This window comes from Actinosynnema pretiosum (genome assembly GCF_002354875.1).
GTDB lineage: Bacteria > Actinomycetota > Actinomycetes > Mycobacteriales > Pseudonocardiaceae > Actinosynnema > Actinosynnema auranticum.
Window position 1 is genome coordinate 7535640 of sequence record NZ_CP023445.1, and the last position, 26675, is coordinate 7562314.

A 26675-nucleotide genomic window follows, 5' to 3' on the forward strand; every position below is an offset into this window, starting at 1 on the left:
TGAGCGTTTTCATCATTTCAAGTGAAGAAAAGCCACCCAAATGTGCAATGGTTGTGACGCTGGGTCAAAAACTACTGTCCAAACAGGACGAATTGACCCGGAGGTGCGCCATGCGCATAACGCTGTACCTGCTGCGGGAGAGCGTCGCTTTCGACGAGAAGGCGTTGCGCAACAGCCACCTCCTGACCGAACGACGTCTCATCCCCCCTCAGCCCCCGGAAGTGCGGTGGAGGCTGTTCACGGGGACGAAGCCGGAACGCGAGGTCAGCTGGTGCCGCAACCTCAACACGATCGTGGAGGCGGAGGACGGCGACCCGATCACCACCAAGTCAGCGGGTGCGGTGCTGCTCGTGCAGGCGCACGGCCGGGTCTTCGCGGTGACCTTCGGAACCGGCTTCCACCACGTCGGGCACGACTCGGTCGAGCCCGACTTCGGCCTGCGCGTGGCGGCCAACTGCGTCAGCGCGGACAGGCTGACGATCGCCGACGCCCGAGGGCTGGGAAAGGGCAAGCGCAACGCCACCAGCAAGCTCCCCCAGGCCGGTGAGATGTTCGCCTTCGGCCTGCTCACGGACGAGGAGTGGATCAGGCAGTTCGGCGGCGACGTGAACATCCCCGGCTTCGCCCGCAGCGCCAGGGGTTCCGACTCGCTGCAGCTCACCCTGGACCAGGAGTTCACCCTGAACGGCCTACCGGCCAAGTTGGAGGAGGCGCTCGAGCTCTACCGCTCGGAGGGGTACAAGGCCTGCTTCCCCTTCCTCGACTACTTCCGCAGGGAGTCGTGCAAGGAAACGATCTCATCCCTGGAGGGCAGGCTCACCGAAGCAATGCGCGCGGGTGACACCGGGATCGGTTTCGCCCTGCCCGACGAGTTCGGTCGCACGGCTGATGAGTACGAGATCTGCCACCGCCACCGGCACGAGAGCGTCACCGAACTGCGCACCGAGAGCGTCTACGAGGTGCTAACCCGCCTTGAGGGCTGGAAGGACCCGCTTCACTCGGTGAAGATCGCCGCGTACGACATGAGCGGCGAACCGGTGCGCCCGAAGGAGGAGTTGCGGCGCTACGTCGTGGGCGAGATCCAGCACGACAGCGGTGGCAGGCAGCAGCACTACGCGACCACGGCCGGGGCGTGGTTCCGGATCAACGAGGACTACGCGGCCAAGGTCGACCGCTACCTCACCGACAGCATCGAGGACATCACCGCCGAACTCGACCTCCCCATTTGGGACGACGAGTACCTCAAGGAGCACATCACGCAGGGCAGGTACGGCGAAGACCGCTACAACCGCCACAGCTGCGAGCAGCGCGCCTACGCCTTATTGGACCGCGACTTCTACCGGGGTGGCGCAGGTGAGCAGGTCGAGATCTGCGACCAGCTGACCCCGGACAAGAAGCTGATCTGCGTCAAGCGCATGGACGGTTCGGACAAGATGAGCCACCTGTTCCAGCAGGGCTCCGTCTCGGCGCAGATGATCGTGGGCAACCAGGACTACCGGGCCAAGCTGATGGACAAGATGCGCGAACTCGACTCCGCGGCGGAGTTCGGCGCGCCCCAGGACTGGACCGTCGTCTACGCCGTGGCCACAAGCAGACCCGGCTCCTTGAAGAAGACCCTGCCCTTCTTCGCCAGAGCAGCACTGCGGGCTCACGCCCGGACCGTCCGCACAGCAGGACTCCGCGTGGCCATCGCCAAGATCGAGAAAACGCGCGGGTGAGGGCGGGGTGCGGGCCGCCGCCACGGCCCGCACCCGCCGGCCCCTACGAGTGCGCCACGTCCACCACGAGCTTGCCGCCGCCCGAGGTCACCCGGAACGGCAGCCCGGCGGGCGTGCCGACGCCCAGCTTGACCTGGCCCTCGGCCGAGCCGGCCCACCTGACCTGCTGGAACGTCCGGTACCCGGTCACGTCGACCACCTCGACCGGGTTCGCAGGCTGGTAGCCCTGGCCGGGCACGTCGACCAGGACCACGAGCACGCCGTCGCCGCGCAGCGGCAGCACCTGGTCCTTCGCGATGTGCCCCAGCTCGTCCCGGTACCCGACGTGGAACCCGGCCGCGTCCGCCGCGCCCAGGTCCAGCACCAGCCGGTCGAAGCACTCGTGCTGACCGGACCGGACGCCGGTCAGCGCGCCCTCGGCCGCGCCGCCCCAGACGTCCCGGTCACCGGTCCCCCAGTCCGCGTCGCACGCGACGTCGGCGTCGGCGGGCGAGGCCCCGGCGACCGCCACCGGTGCGAGGGCCACCCCGGCCAGCGCCGCGAACAGCACCGCAACCCTGTGAAGCATCGGTTCCTCCTCACGACGGAGCCCCCATGACCCCGTCACGGGGAATGGGGCCGATGCCCGCTCACCCGTTGCGGTCGGCGGCCTCCGCGCTGCGGGACCCCGCACCGGGCAGCTCCGCGCCAGCAGGCTCCACGCCGGGCAGCTCCCGCCCGACCCACGCCCCGCTGGGCTCCAGCCGCGCCACCCGCACGTCGTCGTCGCGCCGCTCCAGCCGCACCAGCAGGTGGTCCTCGGACAGCCTCGCCGCGCCCTCGCCCCACTCGACGGCCACCACCGCGTCCACCAGGTCGGTGTCCAGGTCCAGGTCGTCCAGCTGCGCCAGGTCGTCGCCCAGCCGGTACGCGTCGACGTGCACCAGCGCCACGCCGCGCTCACCGGCGTCGTGCACCCGCGCGATCACGAACGTCGGCGAGCTCACCCGCCCCCGCACGCCCAGCCCGGCCGCCAGGCCGCGCACCAGCGCCGTCTTGCCCGCGCCGAGCGGCCCGGCGAGCAGGAGCAGGTCGCCCGCCCGCGCCGACTCGCCCAGCGCCCTGCCGAACGCCTCGGTGTCCGCCACCGTCGGCAGCATCACGCTCGCCACCACCGTCGCCCGTCCTCGTCCTCCACGGCCGCGCTGCGGCGCACCAGGTCGACCAGGTGCGCGGTCACGAGCTCGGCCTGCTCCATCATCACCATGTGGCCCGCGCCGGAGGCCCGGACCAGTTCGCTGTGCGGCATCTCCTCGGCCATCCGCTCCGCGTGCGAGAACGGGGTGAGCCGGTCGGCGTCGCCGCTGACCACCAGCACCTCGCAGTGCCGCAGGCCGGCCAGCGCCTTGTAGCGGTCGTGGGTGCCCAGCGTCTCCAGGAACTCGGTGAGCACCGACACCTTGATCCCGGCGATCATCTCGTCCATCAGGTCGACGAGCGAGGTCGGCACGCCGCGATCGCCGAACGCGAGCGCCCGGATCCCGCTCCAGGTCAGGATGTTGGCCCGCCGCCTGGCCCACTCCACGGCGCTCGGCTGGAGCCCGGCGAGCCTGCCGACGCCCAGCGTGACCGGGTTGTACCGGGACAGCACCGACTTGGGCAGCCCCGCGCCGCCGACCGCGCCCGCCGCCGTGCCCACCAGCGCGACGCCGCGCACCCGCTCGGCGAACAGGGTCGGGTTCTCCTCGGCCAGCGCCATGATCGTCATGCCGCCCATGGAGTGCCCGACGAGCACCAGCGGCCCGGTGGGCGCCATGGACCGGATCACCGCGTCCAGGTCGCGGGCCAGCTGGTCGATGGTGTTGGACTCGGCGGGCGAGCGGTCGGAGCGGCCGTGGCTGCGCTGGTCGTACAGCACCAGCCGCACCCTCGGGTCGACCAGCCGGGCCAGGTCGCGGCGCTGGAAGTGCCAGCAGCGGCGGTCGAGCGCGAAGCCGTGCACGAGCACCACGGTCAGCTCGGCCTCGCCGCCGTCCTCCGGGTCGACCTCCTCGGCCGACAGGGGCACGCCGTCGTCGGCGGCCACCGTGGACTCGCGGGTGGGGCGCAGCCTGCCGAGGGGCTCGTCGGCCAGGGGGTCGTCCTGGCTGCGCTCGCCGGTGACCTTGCGGTGGTTGGCCGCGACGCCCACGGCGACGCCGGTCGCCGCAGCGCCCAGCACCCCGCCGACCACGCTCACGGCCTTCCACAGCGTCTTCACCGGTAGGTCCTCACCACGCGCGGCCGGTGCATCCCCGTCACGATCTCGTAGTCGATGGTGCCGGTGGTGTCCGCCCACTCGCGGGCGGTCGGCCCGCCGTCGACGCCGGTCCCGAACAGCACGACCTCGTCCCCCTCCGCGATCTCGTCGTCCCCGCAGTCCACCACGACCTGGTCCATGCAGACCCGCCCGACCACCGGGCGCCTGCGGCCCGCGAGCTGCACGCGCATCCGGTTGGACAGGGCGCGCGGCACGCCGTCCGCGTAGCCGACCGGCACCAGCGCGAGCGAGGTGTCGGACTTCGCGGTCCAGGTCAGGCCGTACGAGACGGACTCGCCCGCCCGGATGCGCTTGGTGCGCACCACGCTGGAGCGGAACGTCATGACCGGCCGCAGGTCGTGCTCGTCGGGCACCGGGTTCAGCCCGTACAGCGCGATGCCCGGCCGGACCAGGTCGAAGTGCAGGTCGGGGCGGGTGAGCAGGGCGGCCGAGTTGGCCAGGTGCCGCTTCGGGTCCAGGCCCGCGCGCAGCGCGGCGCGGTAGGCGTCGTCGAACCGCTCGGCCTGCGCGTCGGTGGCCGGGTGGCCGGGCTCGTCGGCGCACGCCAGGTGGGACCAGATCGCGTGCACCTCGACCTCGGGGGTGGCGGCGGCGAGCTCGACGAACCCCTCCCACTCGTCGGCGGTGCAGCCGTTGCGGGACAACCCGGTGTCGATCTTGAGGTGGACGCGGGCGCGCCTGCCCGCCCGGCGCGCGGCAGCCGCGGCGGACTCCAGCGCGCGGGGCGTGGACAGGCCGAGGTCGACGCCCTCGGCGATGGCGGGCGCGAAGTCGGTGTCCGGGGTGTCCAGCCAGGCCAGCACGGGCGCGGTGATCCCCCCGGCGCGCAGCGCCAGCGCCTCGGGGATCGAGCAGGAGCCCAGCCAGGTCGCGCCCGCGCCGAGGGCGGTCCGCGCCACCTCGACCGCGCCGTGCCCGTAGCCGTCGGCCTTGACCACGGCCATCAGCTCGGCGCCCGGCGCGCGGGCGGCCAGGTACGCGGTGTTGTGCCGGAGGTTGTCGAGGTCGATGACGACCTCAGCGCGGGGAGCAGCCATAGCGCGGTTCATGGTGTCATAGCAGGTGATCGGCGGACGGCCCGCCACTCGTGGCGCGGGGCTCATCCGCTCCGCAGCGCCCGGATCGCGTCCGGCACGGCCCTGAGCAGCGCCGACGCCGGGATGGGCGCGCCGCGCGAGGCGAGGTCCGCCGCCGTCGCGTGGGCGCGCGCCGCGCAGGCCGCCGCGAGCAGCGGGTCGAGCCGGGCCGCCAGCAGCGCGCCGACCAGCCCGGACAGCACGTCGCCCGACCCGGCGGTGGCCGCCCAGCCGCCGCCCGCCCGGTTCACGAGCACCCGCCCGTCCGGGCCCGCCAGCACCGTCGTGTTGCCCTTGAGCAGCACCACCGCGTCGAACCGCGCGGCGGCCCGCTTCGCGGCGGCGACCCGGTCCTCCCCCACCGGCCCGGCCAGCCGCTCGAACTCGCGGTCGTGCGGGGTCAGCACCAGCGGGGTGCCGGGGTCGCGGGCGTCCCACAGGTCGGGGTTGTTGGCCAGCATGGTGATCGCGTCGGCGTCGGCGACCACCGGCACGCCCGCCTCCAGCACGGCCCGCAGCACGCCCTCGGCGCTCAGCCCGGTGCCCAGGCCCGGCCCGACCACCCAGGCCTGGACGCGGCCCGCGTCGGTGATCGAGCCGGTGCAGATCGACTCCGGCCAGGACGCCCGGACCGCCTCGGCCGCCGCGCCCGCGTACCGGACCATGCCGGAGGTGGCGAGCAGCGCCGCCCCGGTGGCCAGCACGGCAGCGCCGGGGTAGGTCGCGGAACCGGCGGCGATCCCGGTGACGCCCTGGGTGTACTTGTCGTCCGAACGACCGGGCACCGGCCAGTGCGCGCCGACCTCGGCGTCCTCCAGCTCGGCCAGGTCGGGACCGGCCAGCTCGGGCCCGAGGCCGATGTCGACCAGCTCGACCCGGCCGCAGTCGGCGAGCGCGTGCACGGGCTTGAGGCAGCCGAAGGTGACCGTGACGTCGGCCCGGACGGCGGGTCCGGCGATCGCGCCGGTGTCCGGGTCGATCCCGCTGGGCAGGTCGACCGCGAGCACCGGCGCGTCGATCGCGGCGACGTGCTCGGCGGCGTCCGGGCGCAGCGGGCCGCGCGCGGACAGCCCGACGATGCCGTCGACGACCAGGTCGACCTCGCCGAGCCGGTCCACGACCCGCCCACCGGCCCTGAGGAACGCGGCCAGCCCCTCGGCGTGCGCCCGGTCCGGCCGCAGCAGCACCGCGCTCACCGCCACCCCCCTGCGCCGCAGGTAGTGGCCCGCCCACAGGGCGTCGCCGCCGTTGCCGCCCGCGCCGACCAGCAGGCCGACGCGGCGGCGCGGCCCGGTCAGCATCCCGAGCGCGACGCGGGCCGCCCCGAAGGCGGCCCTGCGCATGAGCGCGCCGTCCGGCACGCGCGCCATGACCCGCTCCTCGGCCGCCCGCACCCGCTCCACCGTCCACAGACCCCGCATGGGTCCAGACTGCCCCAGACCGCCCGGCGGGACACCAGGGCGCCCGCCGCGCGCGGGGCCGCCGACCGCGACCGCCCGCCGCCGGAGGTCGGCGGCGGGCGGCGGGCGGCGTTCCGGGCGGGCGCGCCTACTCGACCGTGACGGACTTGGCCAGGTTGCGAGGCTTGTCCACGTCGTAGCCCCGCGACCTGGCGATCTCCGCCGCCAGCACCTGCAGCGGCACGGTGGACACCAGCGGCTGGAGCAGCGTCGGCACGGCGGGCACCTCGATGAGGTGGTCGGCGAACGGGCGCACCGTCTCGTCGCCCTCCTCGGCGATCACCACGGTCCGCGCGCCGCGCGCCTGGATCTCGCTGATGTTGGACACCAGCTTGGAGTGCAGCACCGCGCGGCCCTTCGGCGAGGGCATGACCACGACGACCGGCAGGCCCTCCTCGATCAGCGCGATCGGGCCGTGCTTGAGCTCGCCCGCCGCGAAGCCCTCGGCGTGCATGTACGCCAGCTCCTTGAGCTTGAGCGCGCCCTCCAGCGCCACCGGGTAGCCGACGTGGCGGCCCAGGAACAGCACGGCCTTGGAGTCGGCCAGCTCGCGGCCGAGTGCCTTGACCTGCTCGACCGTGCCGAGGACGCGCTGCACGGCGGCGGAGGCGGCCTCCAGCTCGGCGAACTCGCGGGCGACCTCGTCCGGGTACTTGGTGCCGCGCGCCTGCGCCAGGGCCAGGCCCACCAGGTAGTTCGCCGCGATCTGGGCGAGGAACGCCTTGGTGGAGGCGACGCCGATCTCCGGGCCCGCGTGGGTGTAGAGCACCGCGTCGGACTCGCGCGGGATCTGCGCGCCGTTGGTGTTGCACACCGCCAGCACGCGGGCCTTCTGCGCGCGGGCGTGCCGCACGGCCTCCAGGGTGTCGGCGGTCTCGCCGGACTGGGAGATCGCGACGACCAGGGTGGCGCGGTCGAGCACCGGGTCGCGGTAGCGGAACTCGCTGGCCAGCTCGACCTCGACGGGCAGCCGGGTCCAGTGCTCGATGGCGTACTTGGCGACCAGGCCGGAGTGGTAGGCCGAGCCGCAGGCCACGACGAAGACCTTGTCGACGTCGCGCAGGTCCTGGTCGGACAGGCGCTGCTCGTCGAGCACGATCCGGCCGTCGCGGAAGTGGCCGCGCAGGGTGTTGGCCAGCGCGTCCGGCTGCTCCTCGATCTCCTTGAGCATGAAGTACTCGTGGCCGCCCTTCTCGGCGGCGGACAGGTCCCAGTCGACCGTGAACGGCTTGGCCTCGGCGGGGCCCCCGTCGAAGTCGGTGACCTCGTAGCCGTCGGCGGTGATCACCACGACCTGGTCCTGGCCCAGCTCGACGGCCTCGCGGGTGTGCTCGATGAACGCGGACACGTCGGAGGCGAGGAACGTCTCGCCCTCGCCGACGCCGACCACGAGCGGGGAGGAGCGGCGGGCGGCGACGACCTGGCCGGGCTCGTCGGCGTGCGTCACGACGAGCGTGAACGCGCCTTCGAGGCGGCGGACGACGGCGCGGACGCTGCCGGGCAGGTCGCCCTTGGTCGCGCCGTCCGAGTAGGCCAGCGCGATCAGGTGCGCGGTGGTCTCGGTGTCGGTGTCGCTGGCCATCTCGATGCCGAGGTCTTCCAGCTCCGAGCGCAGCGCGGCGAAGTTCTCGATGATGCCGTTGTGCACGACGGCGACGCGGCCGGTGGCGTCGCGGTGCGGGTGCGAGTTGCGGTCGACGGGCGCGCCGTGCGTGGCCCACCGGGTGTGGCCCATGCCGACGGTGCCCGCGAACCCGGCGCGGCCGACCTCGTCCAGCACCGCCTCCAGGTTGGCCAGCCTGCCTGCCTTGCGCTCGACGGCGAGGCCACCCGCGCCGTCCAGGACGGCGACGCCCGCCGAGTCGTACCCCCGGTACTCCAGGCGCCTCAAGCCGTCCAGCACGACGTCCAGCGCCGAGCGGTGGCCCACGTATCCCACGATTCCGCACACACCGCACAGGGTAGCCAGATTCATGCGGTCCCCCGAACGTGTCGGTTCACACCGTTTTCGCAGGTAACGCCCCTCTTTGGTGTAGACCAATCGTGGCGTGCGGCACCGGGTCGCGATCGACTACCGTTGCTGCGGTGAGCGGCAACTCGGCGAAGCAGGTGCTCGACCAGCTCAGCAGGCCAGGGGAGCACGAGGTGCTGCGGGGCGACCTGGCCCTCGTCGGGCTGCCCGGCCTGGTCTACACGCCGGCGTCCGGCCTCGGCCTGCCCGCCGTCGCGTTCAGCCACGGCTGGCTCCAGCCCGCCACCCGCTACCGGGGCCTGCTGCGGCACCTGGCGTCGTGGGGCATCGTCGCGGCGGCCCCGAACACCCAGCGCGGCCCGCTCGCGTCGGCGCGGCTGATGTCCGCGAACCTGACGACGGCGCTCGACGTGTGCACGGGCGTGCGGCTGGGCGAGGGCGGCATCTCGGTGGACCCGGAGCGGCTGGCGGTGGCCGGGCACTCGATGGGCGGCGGCGCGGCCGTGCTGGCGGCGGCGCGGGACCCGAGGGCGCGCGCGGTGGTGACCCTGGCGGCGGCCGAGACGAAGCCGTCGGCGCTGGACGCGGCGCGCGAGATCGGCGTGCCGGGCCTGCACCTGGCGGGCGGCGAGGACCGCATCGCGCCGCCGATCGGGCACGCGCAGGCGATCGCGGAGGCGTGGCGCGGGCCGGTGCAGGTGAGGATGCTGGAGAAGGCCTCGCACCTGGGGTTCACCGAGGGCAGGCACTGGAGCGAGCTGCTGCTGGACGGCAGGGGCGAGCGCTCGGCGCAGCGGCTGGCGCGCGGCCTGGTGACGGCGTTCCTGCTGCGGGTGCTCAAGGGCGAGCGGCGCTGGGACGCGCTGCTGGAGGACGACGTGCGCGGCGCGGCGCTGGTGTACCAGCGGGCCGCGCTGGGGCTGTGACCCGGGGCCAGGAGGACTGCTGAGGGGCGCGGCGCGGAGGGCTCCCCTCCGCGAAAACGGGGAAGCCCTCACGCGCGGCGCCGCTCGTGCGCCCCCGGCTCAGGAGAGCCAGGTCTGACCGCTCATGTCGTCGTCGTCCGGCGGCGGCGGAGCGGCCCTGCGCCCGCGCGCGGGCGGCTGCTGGGCAGGCTGCTGCCAGGACGGCGGCTGCTGGGCGAACGGCTGCGTGGGCGGCTCCTGCTGCCCACCGCGGGGCTGGGGCTGCTGGTTCCCCCAGGGCTGGGGCTGGTTCCCCCACTGCTGCTGTTGCGGCGGCTCCCCCTGCTGCTGCGCCCAGGACCTGGCCGGGGCCTGAACCCCCGTCTTGAGCATGAACGAGCCGTCCTTGGGCGCCTCGGCGGCGGCCTTGCGCGCCTCCGCGTCCCGGAGGTACTCCTGCGCCTCCCGGTCGACCTCGTCGACGACACCCGAGTCGTCCTCCGGACCGAACGAGTAGACGTCGGGCTTCTTCACCGCCGCGGCGCCCCGCTTCGCCCGGCCGATCTCCTGGATGCGCCCGATGACCTTCTCGGCCGTGCGCCCCTGCTTCACCAGGCTGTCGGCGGCCTTGGCGGCGCTCTCCTTGACGCGCTCCTCCCTGAGGACGCGCGTGTCGGCGTGGTCGCGCAGCACCGTCGCCATGCGGTTCTTGACCGCCGCGAGCCTGTCAGCCGCGGAACTCACCTGCCGCCCTCCTCACCCAGCACGCTCTGGACCCGGCCCAGCGCGTCGTCGTCGAACAGCGACCCCGAGGTGCGCCACTGGCCGGACGAGCGCTCGGTGTCGCCGTTCTGCTGGCCACCACCCGCACCGCCCGTCATGCCGCCGCCCATCATCCCGCCACCCATCATCCCGCCGCCCATGGCGCCGGTCTGCCCCTGGCTCGCGTCCCCCATGGTGGGCAGCACCGCGGCCCCGGCCTGCCCCGCCTGGGAGGTGTGGGTGTCGGCGAAGCTGCCCCCGGCGTCACCGGGGTCGCGCCGCCACACCCCGTCAGCGCTGTCGGACTTGGCCGAGCCGCCCAGCGCGGAGCCCGCCAGCCCGGAATCGGCGCTGTCGAAGCGGCCACCGGTGTCACCCGCCAGCATCGCGCCCGACGTGACGGTCGTGCCCCCGGTGGAGGCGCTGCCGGTCGGGGCGGGGTCGGCCGAGACGGGCTCGGTGAAGCCCACCTGCTGGGCCGTGCGGTCGGCTGCGGCGTACGAGGGGGCCGCCTCGGGCTCGGTGAAGCCGACCGGCTGCGCGAGCGGCGGTTCGGTGAAGCCCTGCGCCTGGGCGACGGCGGGCTCGGTGAAGCCCCGCACGTCGGCGGCGAGGTCCTGCCCGCCCACGACGGGGCCCTGGGCCCACGCCGCCCGCTGACCGGTCGCGCCGAGCGCGTCGGGAGCGCCCTGGGCGGAGGTCGCGGTCCCGTCGCCCGCGGCTGCCGCGTCGTCGGCGCTGGTCTCGATGACGACGCCCTCGGCGTCGGTCACCGTGCCGACCCTCCTGCCGGTCTCGTCCTCGGTGAACTCGACGCCGTACTCGTTGGCCTCGCCGTCGCCGTCGGCCACGCTCAGGTTCAGCTCACCGGTCAGCGGGTCGACCTCGGCGATGATCTTCACGCCGTCCTGCTCGATGACCGCCCTGCCGTCGGGGCCGACCTGGATCGGGGTCGCCGCACCCGCGGCGCCACCCGCCGCTCCACCAGGGGCTCCGCCCGCGAGCGCGCCACCCGCGCCGAGCCCGGCGCCCGCGCCCGTCCCGGTCGCCCCGGAGGCGTCCGGGTCGAGGTCGTGGCCGGTGAGCGCCTTGTAGGCGTCGGGGTTGCCGCTGAAGTCGATGTCGTAGGTCTTCGGCTCGCCCGCGGGGGTGTCCAGCGTGAGCTGGACGTGGCCGTCCTCGCTCGGCTCGGACACGGCGATCTTGTTGTCGCCGCTGGTGAAGGTGACTTCCTCGGGCTTCTCACCGTCGCCCTTCAGGCCGTCGGGGCCCTCGCCCTCGGAACCGCCGGGGACCTGGGCGAGGTCGTCGGGCTTCCCGTCGCCGTCCAGGTCGTCGACCTTGCCGTCGCCGTCGGTGTCACCGGGCAGCTGGATGTCGTCGGGCTTGCCGTCGCCGTCCGCGTCCAGGGGGTTCGTGACGCCGGGCACGTCCCCGGAGGGCATCCCGCTGCTGCCGGGCATCCCCATGCCGCTGGGCATTCCCGTGCTGCTGGGCATACCGGTGCTGCTCGGCATCCCGGTGTTGCTGCTCGGCATCCCCGTGCTGCTGGGCACGGTGTCCTGGCCGGTGCCCGCGGCTCCCGCGAAGGGGTTCTCCGCCTCGGCCAGGTAGGAGTTCATGGCCTCCCACTGCTCGTCGACCGCTTCCTTGGTCTTCTCACAGCACTCCTTGAACGCCTTGTAGACGTCCTCGAACTCCGGGACGAACGACTTCTTCACCCAGACCAGGCACTGGTCGATCGCGTACTTGGTCGTGGCCTCGTCCAGGGAGCAGTCGTCCGAGTTGAGCCTGGAGACGATGTCCGAACCGGGGACCTTCGCGTCGACCCAGGAGGCGATCTCGCGAATCCGGTCGCGGGAGAAGTCGCCCTCCCCCTTCGAGAAGGAGACCACCTTCTCCGCCATGTACGGCGACGCCTGCCCGACTTCCTCGCGGTAGTTCGCGAGCACCTCGTCGGCCTTGCGCTTGCAGAGCTCGAAGACGTTCTCGACGGTGGTCCTGACCACCTCGGCGGAGCCAGCCAGCTCCTCCGAGAGGTCCGCGCTCCTGGGGGCGATCTGGTTCCCGAAGTGCTCGCGGGACTTGTCGGCCGCCGCGCCGCTCCACTCCGCGTAGAGGGTGTTGAGCTTGCCCTTGACGTCCTCGGTGAGCCCGTCCACGCGGGACTTGGCCTTGTCGAACTCCTCGGCCTCGGACAGGAGCTTGCGGAAGTCGATCCCGAGCTGCTCGTCGTAGGGCTTGCGGATGTCCGCCTCGAGGTCCAGGTCACCCGTGCCGCGCAGCGCGTCGCGAGCGCCCGCGGGCCGGTTGTTCCAGATCGGGATGAAGTTCTCGAAGAACCGCAGGCCGGGGACGCCCGCGTCCAGGAGCTCGTTCGACGTGGCGACGCCGACCGAGGACGAGGTGGGGGCCGACTTGCCGTCGAGGTCGGTCTGCCCCTTCTTGACGTCCTCGACCTGCTCCCTGGTGGCCGCGCTGTTCCGGTCGCGGTCCTCCTTGGCCTGCTCGTAGGCCTTGTCGAGGAACGCCGTGCCGGTGTAGCCACCGCCGAAGTGGGGCCCCCCGCCGGTGTTGTAGGGGGTGACGCCGATCTTGTCGGCGTAGTCGTGCTGCTCCTTGTCGAGCATGCCCCCTCGGGAGCCCGAGTACGCGTCCAGGAGCGCTCGCTTGCGCTCCATGGAGACGTTCCCGTCGTCCAGGAGCTCCTTGACCTCTTCCCACTCCGGCGTGGCCATCAGTACTGACGCTCCAGGTTGGTGGCGTTGTTGCTCTCGACGTTGCCGTAGGTGCTCGCGCCCGCGTCGAGCTGGCTCGCGAAGCCCGTCAACGCGCCCTCGAGCCCGGTGATCATCTGCGCGAGGTTGGTGATGCCCGCCTGGTAGCCCTGGAGGTGCTGCTGGTGCGCCTCACCGAAGTGCTTGCCGTCCAGCTTGGTCTTGCCGAGGTCCTTCAAGTCCCCCGCAGCGTCCTTGGCAGCACCGGAGATGCCGTCGGCGGCTTTCCCCATCGCCTCGGTACTAGTGCCGTAACCGGCCACGGCCCCCGCTCCCCTCCGCGGCTCTGCACAGCCACGCATCACTTCACCTGGTGCGCTTTACGACGCAGACCGTCGTTCAGCGGTTCCTATGGTCGCAGGCCAGAGGTGCCGCTCGCAGGGGTTTGCCACCGCGACTTGCAGGTGTGAACAGCGCGCGTCGGGCACGCCGAGACAGCCTGCGCGGGAGCGCGGCGGCGGTTCCCGAGGAGGAGCGCCAGCGGGAGCACGACCAGCAGTGCCACGAGGACCGGGACGGCGAGTGCCCCGATCAGACCGAGGTCGGTCGCAAGGGATCCCAGGGGACCGGGATCGCGGGGATCCCAGGGGGCCGGGATCGCGCCTTGGGCACCGGGGCCCGGCTTCCGCCCAGTGCCCCGAGAAAAAACTCGGGGCACCCCGGAAGGGGTGCCCCGAGTCAGCTCCGCCCGCCCGGTCTCACCGGACCGCGCTGACCACGCCCGCCAGGCGCTGCGCCGCCGATTCGGCGAGTTCGTGCGTCGGAGCCTCGACCATCACGCGCACCAGCTGCTCCGTGCCCGAGGGCCGCAGCAGCACGCGTCCCGTGTCGCCCAGCTCCTCCGTCACGGCCGCCACCGCCTCCGCCACGGACGGGGCCGCGGCCACCGTCGCCTTGTCGGAGACCACGACGTTCAGCAGGACCTGCGGGAGCCTGCGCATCACGCCCGCCAGCTCCGCCAGGGGCTTGCCCGTCGACGCGACGCGGGCCATCAGGCGCAGGGCCGTGAGCAGGCCGTCGCCGGTGGTGGCGTGCGCGGGCAGCACGACGTGGCCCGACTGCTCGCCGCCCAGGGCGTAGCCGCCCGCGCGCAGTTCCTCCACCACGTACCGGTCGCCGACCGCCGTGGTGCGCAGCGCGATGCCGTGCTCGCGCATCGCCAGGTGCAGGCCCAGGTTGCTCATGACCGTCACGACCAGCGTGTCGTCGGTCAGCTCGCCCGCTTCCTGCATGGCCAGCGCGAGCACCGCCATGATCTGGTCGCCGTCGACCTCGTCGCCGTTCGCGTCCACGGCGGCGCAGCGGTCCGCGTCGCCGTCGTGCGCGATGCCGAGGTCGGCGCCGTGCTCCAGCACCGCGGCGCGCAGCTGCCCGGTGTGGTTCGAGCCGCAGTCCTCGTTGATGTTCAGGCCGTTCGGGGCCGCGTTGATCTCGACGACCTCCGCGCCCGCCCTGCGGTACGCCTCGGGGGCCGCGCCGGACGCCGCGCCGTTCGCGCAGTCCACCACGACCTTCAGGCCGTCCAGCCTGCTCGGCACGACCTTCAGCAGGTGCTCGACGTACTGGCTGAGCGCGTCCGGCACGTCGCGGACCCGGCCCACCTCGGCGCCGGTCGGGCGGTGCGCGCCCTCGCCCAGCTTCTGCTCGATCTCGTCCTCGACGGCGTCGGGCAGCTTGTGCCCGCCCGCGGCGAACAGCTTCACCCCGTTGTCCGGCATGGGGTTGTGCGAGGCGGAGATCATCACGCCCACGTCGGCGCCGAGCGCGCCGACCAGGTGGGCGACGGCGGGCGTGGGCAGCACGCCCACGCGCAGCACGTCCGCGCCCGCGCTGGCCAGGCCCGCCACGACGGCGGCCTCCAGCATCTCGCCGCTGGCCCTGGGGTCGCGGCCGACCACCGCGACGGGGCGGTGGGACCGGTCGTGCTCGGCGAGCACCCGCGCTGCGGAGGCGGCGACGGAGAGCGCGAGTTCCGGGGTGAGGTCGGCGTTCGCGAGTCCGCGAACGCCGTCGGTGCCGAACAGCCGAGCCATGATCTGAGGGCCTCCGTGTGGTCGAAGCGGTGGCGAGACCCACGCACAGCACAGCGGGAGCAGCGGTTCGGTGAACCGCTGCTCCCGCAGTGTGGTGCTCGCCGTCCCGGTGAAGGGGTCAGCGCTTGCTGTACTGAGGCGCCTTGCGGGCCTTCTTCAGACCGTACTTCTTCCGCTCCTTGACCCTGGGGTCGCGGGTGAGGAAGCCGGCCTTCTTGAGGACCGGGCGGTCCTCGGAGTCGACGGCGATCAGCGCGCGGGCGATCGCGAGGCGCAGCGCACCGGCCTGGCCGGTGGTGCCGCCGCCGCGCAGGTTCGCGATGACGTCGAACGTCTCGGGCTTCTCGGTCGTGACCAGGGGCTCGCGGATGAGCTGCTGGTGGACCTTGTTCGGGAAGTACTGGTCCATCGTCTTGCCGTTGAGCGTGAACTTGCCGGTGCCGGGCAGCAGGCGAACGCGGACGATCGCCTCCTTGCGGCGGCCGACGGTCTGCGCCAGGTGCGGCGCGCCGTTCAACTGGTGGAGGACGACGGGAGCGGACTCCTCCTCGACCTCGTCACCGTCGACGGCCTCGACGTCGCCCTCGACGGCGTCGGCCTCGACGGCCTCGCCCTCGGTGGCCTCGGCCTCGACGGCGTCGAACTCGGCGACCTCCGCCGCCTCGACGGCGTCGTTCTCGGTCTCAGGGGTGCTCACGGCGACTTCCTCGTTCTGCTCGGTCACTGGGCGACCTTCTTGATCTCGAACGGCTGCGGCTGCTGCGCAGCGTGCGGGTGCTCCGAGCCGGTGTAGACCTTCAGCTTGGAGGCCATCGCGCGGCCGAGGCGGTTCTTGGGCAGCATGCCCTTGATCGCCTTCTCGACCAAGCGGTCGGCGCGGGTGTCGAGCAGCTCGCCGAACGACTGCTTGCTCAGACCACCGGGGTGGCCGGAGTGGCGGTAGGCGAAGGCCTGCTCCCGCTTCTTGCCGGTCAGCGCCACCTTGTCGGCGTTGATGACGATGACGAAGTCACCGGTGTCAACGTGTGGGGCGTAGGTCGGCTTGTGCTTGCCGCGCAGCAGCGTCGCGGCCTGGGTGGCGAGCCGACCGAGCACCAGGTCCTGGGCGTCGATCACGTGCCAGGCGCGGGTCACCTCGCCGGGCTTCGGGCTGTACGTGCGCACGGGTCTACCTCGTCGTCACTTGCGTCTGGGGTCATTGCGGCGGCTGCTCAGGCCGGACCCCAATCACGGGCAAGGACCAGAACACGAGGAGCGCAGTGGGCGCACCCGGGTACCGCACAACAAAGTAGGAAGATACCGGTTGGGTGTCGGGCGGGTCAAAACGACCCCCCCGTCACGCTGTGCAACCGGTCGTCGGGAACGCGCCGGGACGCCTGCCCCCGCACGTGCCGAGGCCCCGCGACCGTGAGGTCGCGGGGCCCGCGGCGCGGCTGGCGATCGCGGTCGCAGCGGACCGCGAGCGGGATCAGCCCCAGCGGCCGGTGTTCCGCTGCTCAGCGGACTGGTAGGCCTCGGTGGCCGCGGCGACGGCGGTGCCGATGGAGGCGAGGACCTGCTGCAGGTCGGCGGCGGCGGTGTCCCACTTGCGCTGCGCCTCCTGGTAGGTCTCGGACGACGAGCCCTCCCACTGCGCGATGACGGGGGCGAGGCGCTGCTTGAGCTCGTCCAGCTCGGTCTGCACCTTGGTGGCGTGGCCCGAGATGTCGCCGGCAGCGCCCGACAGCTGCCCGAAGTCAACCTTGATCTGGTCGTTCATGATCTCCCCTAGGAAGTGAAGCTACACAGCGGAAAAGGAATTGCAGGTGGAGCGAAGAGAGCGTGGGAATGAATTCCCAACGATCAGAAACCGCCGCCGAGGCGGTTCGCGATCGTGGACATCTCCTGCGCCTGCTCCTCTTCCTGCTGGATGTAGGTCGCGGCCGTGCTGTCCATCTCGTTCGCGATGGCGAGCAGCGCCTCGTTCAGCTTGCGGGCGTCGTCGTTGAAGCGCTCGATCAGCTTGTTGAACGAGTCGGCGGCGTTACCCACCCACGCGGGGGCGAGCGAGTCCACCGTGGACCGGAGCTGGCCCAGGATGCCCTGGACGTTGCCGTTGGTGTTGGTGATGTCCCGAGCCGCGTTGATGAGCTCGGGAGTTCCGGTGGAGTAACCAGCCATTGCGTGTGACCCCCTAGGTCAATGAGATCAAGCCTGTGCCGGGCCGGCACGGTGTTGCGACGCAGACACTGCCACGGCCGGTTCCCCGCTGTCGCGCATTCCCCGGAAGTAGTTGCGCTTGTAAACGCTGAGTGACGCGGTCCGCGCCTCAGCTCATGATTCGCGCTTGCGAAAAGTCCTCGTCATCGCCCTGTCCCACTGACGGGTGAGCCCCTCGGGCGGCCACGGGACGTGACGCCGGTCGCGTTTGCTCGTGCACCTGATTTGCATTCGCTCCCGTTTGCGCTTGCGATTCCCCGGCGGATCCCGGAATTTCCGAGGGCAAATTCTCGACGGGCAGCCCCCGGCTCTCGCGCCAGCCGCCCGCCACCCTGCGGACGTCCGGCGAGGTCCCGGTCGACGCCGGGTCGGGCGCGCCCGCCCGCGCCCGGTCGGCCAGCGCGCGGGTGGCCGCGCGCAGGGCCGCGTTGCGCGCGCCGCCCTCGCCCGAGGCCCTGCTCGCCCTGGTGGTGGCGGCGGCCAGGTCCGAGCGGAACCTGGCGTAGGCGTCCTGGATGCCGGTCATGCCCTCTGCTCCAGCGTCAGCTCGTCACGGACAGGGTCCGCACCACGTGCTCGCAGGCGGACCGCACCCGCTCGCGGTCCTGGTCCGCGTACCGGCAGCCGACGCTGACCTGCACGCGCCCCTGGAACACCACGTACCAGTCGGTCGAGGCGCCCTGGCCCGCTTCGCGGAAGCGCACCACATCCTTGTCCGCGAACGACGCCCGCGCGTCGAAATCGGACAGGTTGCCCCCGCCCGCCTCGTACTGGGCGCGCAGCTCGGCCTCCGCGCGGCCGGGTTCGGCGGTCGCGTCGTAGTTGAGCCTGCGCTCCTGCACGACCAGCACCGCCCCGTCGCCCGCCGAGCCCGCGGGCTTGAGCTGCACCCTGCGCTCCTGCGCGTCGCTGCCGGACTGCTCCCAGCCCTCGGGTCGGGAGAAGCGGTAGTCGTACTGGGCCGTGACGCGCTCGTCGGCGGCGGGCGGCGGGGACGAGCTCGGACCGGGGCCCGATCCGGACCACCAGCCGCCCGCGAGGGCGTAGGCGGTGGCCGCGCCGACCACGAGGACCAGCGCGAGCACCCCGCCGACCACCAGCGGCACCCGGCTGCGGCGCGCGGGCGGTCGGGGCTGCGGCGGGAGGGTGGTCGGGAAGTGGGTCAGCCGGGGCGGCGGCAGCGGGTGCGGGAGCTGCTGGGGCGAGGGCTGCTGGTGCGAGGGCTGCGCCGGGGGCTGCGCGGCCGGGATCTGCGCGGACGGGGGCTGCGGGGCGAACGGGCCGGACAGCGGCGGCGCCGTCATCCGCCGGGTGATCTTGCGGGTGGGCCCGTCGGTCCGGGGGATCTCGCCCGCGGCGAGCTTGCGGGTGGCGGCCTCGTCGGCCGGGGTGATCCGGGTGGTCGCCCCCTCGGTCCCGGACGCGCGGGGCTTGTCGGCCGGACCGGGCGCGGACGCGAGCAGCGCGCCCCTGGCCACCACGGTCTCCGGCTGGTCGATGCTGGTCGGCACCGCGCCGGTCTGCTCCAGCACCAGCCGCGCCACCAGCGGCACCCGGCTCGTGCCGCCGACCAGGAACACCGCCGCCAGCGCGCCCGGCTCCAGCCCGGCGGCGCGCGCGGTGGACGCCACCAGCCCGGCGGCCCGCGCCAGGGGCTCGGCCACCAGCCGCTCCAGGTCGAGCCTGGTCACGTGCGCGTCGGGCAGCGGCGGCGGCAGCGGCACGTCGGTGTAGGAGTGCCGGGACAGGGTCTCCTTGGCGCCGCGCACGTCCTGCCGCAGCACCCGCCGCTTGCGCCGGTCGGCCAGCTCCCGCCCCTCCACGAGCTGCGCCCACGCCGCGCGGTCGGCCTCGGCGAGCGTGCCGCCGATGTGCTCCAGCAGCGCCTGGTCGATGTCCGCGCCGCCGAAGCCGGGGTCGCCCTCGGTGGCCAGCACCTGGAACGACCCGGCGCGGCGCACCACGACGCTGGCGTCGACCGTGCCGCCGCCCAGGTCGAGCACGGCCAGCGCGGCGCCCTCGGGCACGGCGTGCGACGCGGAGTGGAACACCGCGGCGGCGACCGGTTCCGGCACCAGCCGGACCTCGCGGCCCAGTCCGCGCGCGGCCCGCAGCAGCACGCCGGTGCGCACCGAGCCCCACGCGGCGGGGTGGGTGAGCACGAGCTGGTCGACCGGGGCGCCGCCCGCGAAGCGCCTCGCCTCGTCGACGGCGCGGGACAGCACGGCGCGCACCGCGTCGGCCACCGGCAGCACCGTGGCGCCCAGGAGCAGCTCGGACTCGTCGACGCGGCGCTTCGGGTGCGGCTCGTAGCGCGCGGGGTCCACGGCGGCCTGCCGCTCGGCCTCCTGGCCGACGAACAGGGTGCCGTCGGCGGCGGCGAACACGGCGGACGGGACGATCGGCTGGCCGTCGACCACGACGACCTGCGGTTCCCGGCCGCGCACCGAGACGGCCACGCAGGTGCTGGACGTGCCGAAGTCGACGGCGACGCGCAGGCTCATCCGCACCTCCCCGCGTCCGACCGGGGCCTGCCGGGACCATGCATACAGGATGGGCCCGACGCGCTGCCGCCCGGTGCGGCCCTGCTCCGCGCCGCGCCGGTCGCGGAGGGCCGCCCGGACACCTCTCCGAAACCGCCGGGACACCTCCGGTCCACCCCGCGCGGACCGGTGAGAACTCTCACGGGCGGGGCGCGGTGGAACTCGCCCGTCCCCCGGTCGGGGCGTTCCGGTGAACTTCCGGAGCGCCTTCCGGAGCGGTTCGGGGAAAGGGGCCCCTGGCATCCGCTCACCGGGAAGTGCATCCTTCTCGGACACCCGGTCCGGTGATTCCCGATCGGCGCTCACGGAGACGTGACCGCTGGTCAGCAGCCTGTAACCGGTACCGGAAGGACTTGAGGGGAACAACCGGCGGAACAACCGAAGGGGGTGGTCAACCCACGTGTTCGCGTGTTCGGCTGGATCATATCGGCGGTGCGCGCCGGGTTTCCCGCCCGAACGCCCCCGCCACCCCGGAACGGAGCCCGAGATGACGACGGAAGCCGCGTTATCCGCACCCCACCAGCTGACCGGTGAGCACGCGCTGCGCTACGCGGGCCACTGGACGTGCGCGCTGCGCGAGCTGGCCACGGTGCGCTCGCTGCCCGAGCGCGGCTCGGACGCGGACAGCTCGCTGCGCAGGGTCGCGCGCGAGCTGAGCCCGGCGCGCCTGATCGCCCGGCCGCTGGCCGTGCCGCTGCCGGACACGACCGCGATCCGGGACGACGCCGACCGCGCCGTCGCCCGCTTCGGGCGGGTGCGCGCCGGGTCGGTGCACGCCCACGTGAGCGAGCGCACGGTGGCGACCGTCGCGGAGTGGGGGCTGCCCTCGCTGGTGCTGGAGCTGACCGGGTTGCGGGTCAGCGAGCACCTGCGGATGAACTTCACGGCGGGCCGGGTCGAGCTGAAGGTGGACTCGCGCCGGTTCGGCGACCTGCTCCTGGTGGTCCCGCTGGACGGCGGGGAGACGGTGGTGGCCCAGCCCTGGGGCGTGGAGCGGTACGAGGGCGCGCTGCTGCTGGACAGCACGTGCACGCCGTACGGGCGCCTGTCGGGCCTGGCGCTGAACGTGGGGCTGCGCAGGCTCACCAGGGGCGCCGCGTCCGGGAAGCGGGCCGTCGGGGCGCGCTGAGGGCCCGGCCGCCCGCGACCGCTCCCGGAGCGCGGCCCGGAACGCGGCCCGGAACGCGGAGGACCCCGCTCCCCCGGTGGGGGAAGCGGGGTCCTCGGCGGTCGAGCGCCCTTACTCCGGCTGGATCCAGGCGAACTGCACGCGCTGCTGCCCCAGCTTGCGGGTCACCAGCGTCCCCCGGCCGGGGGGCTGCGGCGAGGCCTTGAGGTTGCCGACGATGGCGCCCTCCTCCTTCGAACCGGAACCCACCATGATCGGCGCCGAGATCTCCCGGAGCTTGCCCAGGATCGGGTCGTACATGGCCCTGGACGCGCCACCCATGCGGCGGACCACGACCACGTGCAGGCCGACGTCCTTGGCCTGCGGGATGAACTCCGCCAGCGGGGCCAGCGGGTTCTGGCTGCCCTGCGGGGCCACCAGGTCGTAGTCGTCGACGATGACGAACAGCTCGGGGCCCTTCCACCAGGACCGGTTGCGCAGCTGGTCCTGCGTGACGTCCGGTCCGGGCAGGCGGCCCTTCATCGAGCCCTGCACGTCCTTGATCATGTCGACCAGCTGGGTGGACGAGACCGCGTAGGACAGCAGGTGGTCGGTCTCGATGTACCCGAGCATCGTGCGGCGGTAGTCGACCAGCATGATCAGCGCCTCGTTCGAGGTGTAGCTGTTCATGATGCCGCGCACGATGGTGCGCAGCATGTTGGTCTTGCCCGCCTCGCCGTCGGCCAGCGCCATGAAGTGCGGGTCGGCGTCGAAGTCCAGGTAGACCGGGGCCAGCTCGTCCTCGTTGACGCCGATCGGGACCAGGTGGCCCCGGTTCGGGTTGGTCGTGGCGACCGCCGTCATGAGCTCCTGGTACGGCAGCAGGTCGGGCAGCAGCCGCACGGAGGGCGCGTGGCGCCCGCGCCAGGAGCCGCTCACCTTGTTGATCATGTCCTGCACGCCCGCCGCCACGCTCTCGGGGTCCGAGAAGGTGTCGATGCGCGGCAGGGCGACCAGGAAGTGCAGCTTCTGCGGCGACAGACCGCGACCGGGGCGACCGGGCGGGACGTTGACGGCGACCTTGCGGTCCACGTCGGACTCGCTCGGGTCGCCGAGCCGCAGCTCCAGGCGGGTGCCCAGGAGGTCCTTCATCGCGGGCCGGATCTCGGCCCAGCGGTTGGCCGCGACGACGAGGTGCACGCCGTAGGACAGGCCCTGCGCGGCGAGCGCCTGGACCATCGGCTCCAGCGCCTCGAACTCCTGCCGGAAGTTCATCCAGCCGTCGACGATGAGGAACGCGTCGCCGAAGTCGTCGTCGCGGATCTCGCCCCGGCGCCTGCGGTTGCGGAACTCGACCATCGAGTCGATGCCCTGCGCCCGGAACCGCAGCTCGCGCTCGGCGATCAGACCGGTCAGCTCGGCGACCATGCGGCGCGCCTTGTCCACGTCGAGCCGGGAGGCGAAGCCACCGACGTGCGGCAGCCGCTCCAGCGAGGCGAGCGTGCCACCACCGAGGTCGAGGCAGTAGAACTGCACCTCCTCGGGCGTGTGGGTCAGCGCCATCGACGTGATCAGGGTGCGGAGCATCATCGACTTGCCGGACTGCGGGCCGCCGACGATCGCGCCGTGACCGGCCGCGCCGGAGAAGTCCGCCCACAGGTCGTCGCGCCGCTGCTCGAACGGCTTGTCGACCACGCCCAGCGGCACGGCGAGCCTGCCGTTCGCCGGGTAGCCGGGCGCGCACAGGCCCCGGTCGTCGGTCTGCTGGAGCGGCGGGAGGATCGCGTCGAGGGTCGGCGGCTCGTTCAGCGGCGGCAGCCACACCTCGTGGGCGTCCGGGCCCTGGTGCTTGAGCCTGCGGACGATGACCTCGAGCTCGCTCTCCTCGTTCTTGTCCTCCTGCTCCTTCTTGACCTCGACCACCTGCGGCTTGGGCCGCTCGGGCTCCTTGGGGATCTCGATGTAGTCGGGCACGAAGTACCGGGGGCGCTTGTCGCTGCTCACCGGGGCCGCCGGGCCCGCCACCTGGATGCCCGCCGGGCGGTAGGGGCCGGACACGTACAGCGCCTTGAACCGGATCAGGCCGGAGCCCTGCACCGACAGGTAGCCGGAACCGGGGATGGGCGGCAGCTCGTAGGCGTCGGGGACGCCGATCGCGGCGCGCGACTCCGCCGGGGAGAAGGTCTTCAGACCGATCCGGTACGACAGGTACGTGTCGAGGCCGCGCAGCTTGCCCTCCTCCAGGCGCTGCGACGCCAGGAGCATGTGCATCTGCAGCGACCGGCCGACGCGGCCGATCTGGAGGAAGATGTCGATGAAGTCCGGCTTGGCCGTCAGCATCTCGGAGAACTCGTCGATGCAGATGAACAGCGCGGGCAGCGGGTCGAGGTCGGCGCCGTTCTCGCGGGCCTTCTCGTAGTCCCAGACGTTCTTGTAGTTGCCCTTCGCCAGGACCTCCTGGCGGCGGGACACCTCACCGGCGATCGCGTCCTTCATGCGGTCGACGAGGGTCAGGTCGCCCGCCAGGTTGGTGATCGTGGCGGCGACGTGCGGCGCGTCGTCCAGGCCGAGGAACGTCGCGCCGCCCTTGAAGTCGACCAGGATCATGTTGAGCGCGGTCGACGAGTGCGTGGCCAGCAGGCCGAGCACGAGGGTGCGCAGGAACTCGGACTTGCCGGAACCGGTGGCGCCGATGCACAGGCCGTGCGGGCCCATGCCGTTCTCGGCCGCCTCCTTGATGTCCAGCTCGACGGCCTGGCCGAACTCGCCGATGCCGAACGGCACGCGGTACCGGTCGTGCATGGGGCGCGGGCGCCAGGCCTGCTGCACGTCGAAGGTCATCGGGTCGCCGGGGATGCCGAGCAGCTCCAGCAGGGCCGGGTTGGCCGACAGCGGGTCCTCGGTGTCGCCGCCCGCGTCGCCCATGCCCCCGATGCGGTACGGGGAGAGCCTGCGGGCCAGCGCCTCGACCTCGGTGATGCTGAGCGAGTCCGGGCCGCCGAACCACTCGACGCCGCTGGCGCTGCGGGCGCCGAGCTTGCCGTCCTCGATCACCAGGCGCAGGCCGCGCCGGGCGGTCAGGTTGCCCAGGGACTCGGACAGGTCGAGCAGGGTGACGCCGACCAGGCCCTCCTCGAGGAGGATCTGCTCCTCCCTGGTCACGTCGCCGTCGTCGATGACGATGACGATGTGCGGCTGGTCGCTGGGCGGCGGGGCGTTGCGGGTGAACCGCTGGCGCTCGCGCAGCTGCTCGTCCAGCATCGCCTCGACCTCGGCGAGCGAGCTGGCCATCATGCGCAGCTGGCCGATGCCGTCGACGATCGACGGGTGCTGCACGTGCGGCAGCCACTTCGCCCACTCCCACTCGGCCTTGGTGCGGCCGGTGGTGACGACCGCGATGAGCAGGTCGTCGGGCGAGTGGAAGGTCGCCATCTGCGCGATGAGGGCGCGGGCGAGGCCGCGCTTCTCGTTGACCTCGCCGATCAGGCCGACGGCGGCGAAGCCGCGCAGCGCGATCGAGATGGGCAGGTCCGGCACCAGCGAGTGGGCGCGCACGAAGCGGCGCAGCGCCAGGGTCGCGATGGGCTCCAGCTCCTCGACGGGGCCGGTCTGCGGCGGGACGAGCCGGGTGGCCAGCCGCTGCGAGCCGCGGCCCGCGCGCAGGTGGCAGAAGTCCGGGTCGGACTGCCTGCGCTCCCACATGCGCCGCGTGGTGGCGAGCGACCAGAGCATCTGCGGGTCGGGGTGGACCCACTCGCGCTCGGCGCGCTGCTCGTCGGCGGCCTCGCGCGCGCGGTCGCGCATCTGGCCGAGGTACCGCAGGTAGTCCTTGCGGTCCTCGTTCATCTCGGCCTTCTTCTGGCCCTTCCCCGAGCCCATGCCGCTGGCCATCATGCCGATGGTCGACACCAGCATCATCCCCGGCATGATCATCGCCGCCGGGCTCCGATTGCTGTACGTGAACATCAGCGCCATCATGCCCACGGACGAGATGATCATGACGACGGGCATCGCCTTCATCATGATGTTGCCGGGGATGACGCGGGGCACCTCGGGCGGCGGTTCGAGGTGGACCTCACCGCCGGGCGGCCGGGGCGCAGCGAGGCGCGCCATGCGCTTGAACTGCAGCGTGCTCACCGAACAGGCACCTCACACAACTAGTAAGACCATCGCCTGGCACGGGCTCTTCGGCCCAGACCACGGGCGCTGACGCCCGGCCGACCGGCAACCGACACTATGGCGCATCACGGCGCGCCACGTCGGTGGGTCCGGGAAAACAACCGGCAACGGCTTCACCCGAAGCGACCTACGGGTGGGACCGCTGGGGCCATACTTGGGGCCGCCCGGTCGGCGTCGAGGTCGCCGAATAGGGTCGGGCGACCCGCAAGCACACACTCTTCCAGGAATTAGGGGGCGCTGGTGGCGACCGGTACGACGGTGTTCAGCCGGGTGACGGTGGTGGCGCCGCGAACGCGTATCGACGTCGCGCTTCCCGCCGACGTCGCGGTGGCCGACCTGCTGCCGATGCTGCTCGACATGGCCAAGGAGGCGACGCCCGACGGTGGCGTGCGCCACGGCGGGTGGTGCCTGGCGAAGCTGGGCGACAGCCCGCTCGACCCCGGCCGCACGCTGGCGTCGCTGGGGGTCGTGGACGGCGAGCTGCTCCAGCTGCGCAAGCGCAACGAGAACCCTCCCCCTCCGCTGTACGACGACGTCGTCGACGCGATCGCGGAGTCCGACCCGGACAGCTACCGGCCGTGGACCAAGGAGACCGCCCGCAAGTACGGCCACATCGCGGGCGCGCTCGGCCTCGCCGCCGCCGCCGTCGCGGTGCTGATGGCGGGCCCGGTGGGCGGTGGCACGAGCCTGGCCGCCGCCATCAGCGCGGGCATCGCGGCCATCGTCGCGATCGCGGCGGGCACGGTCGTGGCGCGGTCCTACTCGGCGACCGGAACGGGCGTGCTGATCGTCGCGGCGGGCAGCCTGCCCATGGCCTACGTGGCCGGGCTCTACGCGGTCCCCGGCCCGGTGGGCATGGCGAACCTGCTGCTGGCCAGCGTGCTGGTGCTGATCTTCGCCTCGGTGGCGATCCTGCTCATCGGCCGGGGCATCACGGTGTTCATCGCCGCGGCCACGGCGGGCGCGCTGAGCGCGGTGGCGTTCCTGATCGGGCTGTTCGTCGAGCACCCGATGGTCGGCATCGCCGCCGCCACCTCGGCGGTGAGCCTGGCCGCGCTGTCCGCGCTGCCCAGGCTGACCATCCAGCTCGCGAAGCTGCCCCTCCCCATGGTCCCCACGAACGCGGAGGACCTGAAGGAGGACACCGGCTTCCCGGAGTACGCGGTCATCGAGCGGCGCACGGCGAACGCCCACGAGTACCTGACCGGCATGATCATCGGCTGTGGCGGCGTCGCGGCGCTGTTCGCGGTCATCGCCGCCGGTGACGGCACGGTGTTCGGCCCGATCCTGGCGATCGTGGTCACCCTCGTGCTGCTGCTGCGCGGCCGGGCCTACGCCAACGGGGCCCAGGCGGTCGCGCTGCTGGTGAGCGGCATGTTCGCGGGCGCGGGCGTGCTGGTCGGCTGGCTGGTGCAGTCCTCGCCCGGCGACCGGCTGCTGTTCGTCTTCGGCGCGCTGATCCTGGTCGGCGCGGTGTCGCTGGTGCTCGGCGTGATCTTCCCGCAGCAGAAGTTCTCCCCGGTGCTGCGCCGCACCGTGGACGTGCTGGAGGCCATCCTGATCGCGGCCGTGCTCCCGCTGGCGCTCGCCGTCATGGACATGTACGTGGTCATGCGCCAGCTCCTCCCGGCCTGAGGTTGGTGA

At 72.9% G+C, this 26675-nt stretch carries 21 protein-coding genes; 4 read left to right on the forward strand and 17 right to left on the reverse strand.

All coding sequences use genetic code 11. The features are described 5' to 3' along the window. Nucleotides 1–110 precede the first annotated feature (110 nt). Nucleotides 111–1718 carry a DUF6119 family protein gene (locus tag CNX65_RS32155; RefSeq protein ID WP_157767930.1) on the forward strand — a complete coding sequence of 536 codons (1608 nt, stop codon included), beginning with the start codon at nt 111–113 and terminating at the stop codon, nt 1716–1718. A 43-nt stretch (nt 1719–1761) separates the two neighbouring features. On the opposite strand, the gene CNX65_RS32160 is transcribed toward CNX65_RS32155, so the two are convergent. The 6 genes from CNX65_RS32160 to glmS all read right to left on the reverse strand — a co-directional run bounded on the left by CNX65_RS32160 (nt 1762) and on the right by glmS (nt 8504). Then, on the reverse strand, nt 1762–2286 hold the full coding sequence (locus tag CNX65_RS32160) for an AMIN-like domain-containing (lipo)protein (protein ID WP_157767931.1): 525 nt from the start codon (nt 2284–2286) through the stop codon (nt 1762–1764). A gap of 61 nt (nt 2287–2347) precedes the next feature. After that, nucleotides 2348–2857, reverse strand: a complete 510-nt coding sequence (gene tsaE, locus CNX65_RS32165; RefSeq protein ID WP_096498106.1) for a tRNA (adenosine(37)-N6)-threonylcarbamoyltransferase complex ATPase subunit type 1 TsaE — start codon at nt 2855–2857, stop codon at nt 2348–2350. After that, the gene (locus tag CNX65_RS32170; RefSeq protein WP_096497093.1) at nt 2857–3957 is read right to left on the reverse strand and encodes an alpha/beta fold hydrolase; all 1101 of its coding nucleotides are present in this window, start codon (nt 3955–3957) and stop codon (nt 2857–2859) included. Before CNX65_RS32170 ends, tsaE begins: the two co-directional genes overlap by 1 nt. Then, nucleotides 3954–5054, reverse strand: coding sequence for an alanine racemase (alr, locus tag CNX65_RS32175; RefSeq protein WP_232520088.1), 1101 nt, complete (start codon nt 5052–5054; stop codon nt 3954–3956). Before alr ends, CNX65_RS32170 begins: the two co-directional genes overlap by 4 nt. 62 nt (nt 5055–5116) lie before the next feature. Next, nucleotides 5117–6514 carry an NAD(P)H-hydrate dehydratase gene (locus tag CNX65_RS32180; protein WP_096497095.1) on the reverse strand — a complete coding sequence of 466 codons (1398 nt, stop codon included), beginning with the start codon at nt 6512–6514 and terminating at the stop codon, nt 5117–5119. A 127-nt stretch (nt 6515–6641) separates the two neighbouring features. Further along, nucleotides 6642–8504: a glutamine--fructose-6-phosphate transaminase (isomerizing) gene (glmS, locus tag CNX65_RS32185; RefSeq protein WP_096497096.1), complete on the reverse strand. Its 1863-nt coding sequence runs from the start codon at nt 8502–8504 to the stop codon at nt 6642–6644. Between the two features lie 134 nt (nt 8505–8638). On the opposite strand from glmS, the gene CNX65_RS32190 reads away from it, so the two are divergent. After that, nucleotides 8639–9451: a dienelactone hydrolase family protein gene (locus tag CNX65_RS32190; protein WP_015805241.1), complete on the forward strand. Its 813-nt coding sequence runs from the start codon at nt 8639–8641 to the stop codon at nt 9449–9451. Nucleotides 9452–9550: 99 nt separating this feature from the next. Here CNX65_RS32190 and CNX65_RS32195 read toward each other — a convergent pair whose 3' ends face one another. The 10 genes from CNX65_RS32195 to CNX65_RS32235 form a co-directional block, all read right to left on the reverse strand. Further along, complete coding sequence (locus CNX65_RS32195) at nt 9551–10174, reverse strand: hypothetical protein (protein ID WP_096497097.1); 624 nt, start codon at nt 10172–10174, stop codon at nt 9551–9553. Then, the gene (locus CNX65_RS32200) at nt 10171–12930 is read right to left on the reverse strand and encodes a WXG100 family type VII secretion target (protein WP_096497098.1); all 2760 of its coding nucleotides are present in this window, start codon (nt 12928–12930) and stop codon (nt 10171–10173) included. Before CNX65_RS32200 ends, CNX65_RS32195 begins: the two co-directional genes overlap by 4 nt. Beyond that, nucleotides 12930–13202 carry a type VII secretion target gene (locus CNX65_RS32205; protein ID WP_157767932.1) on the reverse strand — a complete coding sequence of 91 codons (273 nt, stop codon included), beginning with the start codon at nt 13200–13202 and terminating at the stop codon, nt 12930–12932. Before CNX65_RS32205 ends, CNX65_RS32200 begins: the two co-directional genes overlap by 1 nt. A gap of 465 nt (nt 13203–13667) precedes the next feature. After that, the gene (glmM, locus tag CNX65_RS32210; protein WP_096497100.1) at nt 13668–15002 is read right to left on the reverse strand and encodes a phosphoglucosamine mutase; all 1335 of its coding nucleotides are present in this window, start codon (nt 15000–15002) and stop codon (nt 13668–13670) included. A gap of 118 nt (nt 15003–15120) precedes the next feature. Further along, entirely contained in the window at nt 15121–15699 is a 579-nt protein-coding gene (gene rpsI, locus CNX65_RS36515; RefSeq protein WP_232520089.1) for a 30S ribosomal protein S9, read from the reverse strand. Nucleotides 15700–15722: 23 nt separating this feature from the next. Next, nucleotides 15723–16166: a 50S ribosomal protein L13 gene (rplM, locus tag CNX65_RS32220; protein WP_015805247.1), complete on the reverse strand. Its 444-nt coding sequence runs from the start codon at nt 16164–16166 to the stop codon at nt 15723–15725. 304 nt (nt 16167–16470) lie between these two features. Further along, on the reverse strand, nt 16471–16761 hold the full coding sequence (locus CNX65_RS32225; RefSeq protein WP_096497102.1) for a WXG100 family type VII secretion target: 291 nt from the start codon (nt 16759–16761) through the stop codon (nt 16471–16473). A gap of 83 nt (nt 16762–16844) precedes the next feature. Then, nucleotides 16845–17162, reverse strand: coding sequence for a WXG100 family type VII secretion target (locus tag CNX65_RS32230; RefSeq protein ID WP_096497103.1), 318 nt, complete (start codon nt 17160–17162; stop codon nt 16845–16847). A gap of 148 nt (nt 17163–17310) precedes the next feature. Next, entirely contained in the window at nt 17311–17727 is a 417-nt protein-coding gene (locus CNX65_RS35865) for a hypothetical protein (RefSeq protein WP_157767933.1), read from the reverse strand. Between the two features lie 16 nt (nt 17728–17743). Next, complete coding sequence (locus tag CNX65_RS32235) at nt 17744–19705, reverse strand: type VII secretion-associated protein (RefSeq protein WP_096497104.1); 1962 nt, start codon at nt 19703–19705, stop codon at nt 17744–17746. A gap of 526 nt (nt 19706–20231) precedes the next feature. Here CNX65_RS32235 and CNX65_RS32240 point away from each other — a divergent pair. Further along, nucleotides 20232–20873 carry a hypothetical protein gene (locus CNX65_RS32240; protein WP_096497105.1) on the forward strand — a complete coding sequence of 214 codons (642 nt, stop codon included), beginning with the start codon at nt 20232–20234 and terminating at the stop codon, nt 20871–20873. A 111-nt stretch (nt 20874–20984) separates the two neighbouring features. On the opposite strand, the gene eccCa is transcribed toward CNX65_RS32240, so the two are convergent. Next, on the reverse strand, nt 20985–24989 hold the full coding sequence (gene eccCa, locus CNX65_RS32245) for a type VII secretion protein EccCa (protein ID WP_096497106.1): 4005 nt from the start codon (nt 24987–24989) through the stop codon (nt 20985–20987). Nucleotides 24990–25271: 282 nt separating this feature from the next. Between eccCa and eccD the strand changes: the two genes are divergently transcribed. Continuing rightward, complete coding sequence (eccD, locus tag CNX65_RS32250; protein ID WP_096497107.1) at nt 25272–26666, forward strand: type VII secretion integral membrane protein EccD; 1395 nt, start codon at nt 25272–25274, stop codon at nt 26664–26666. The last annotated feature ends 9 nt before the right edge of the window (nt 26667–26675 follow it).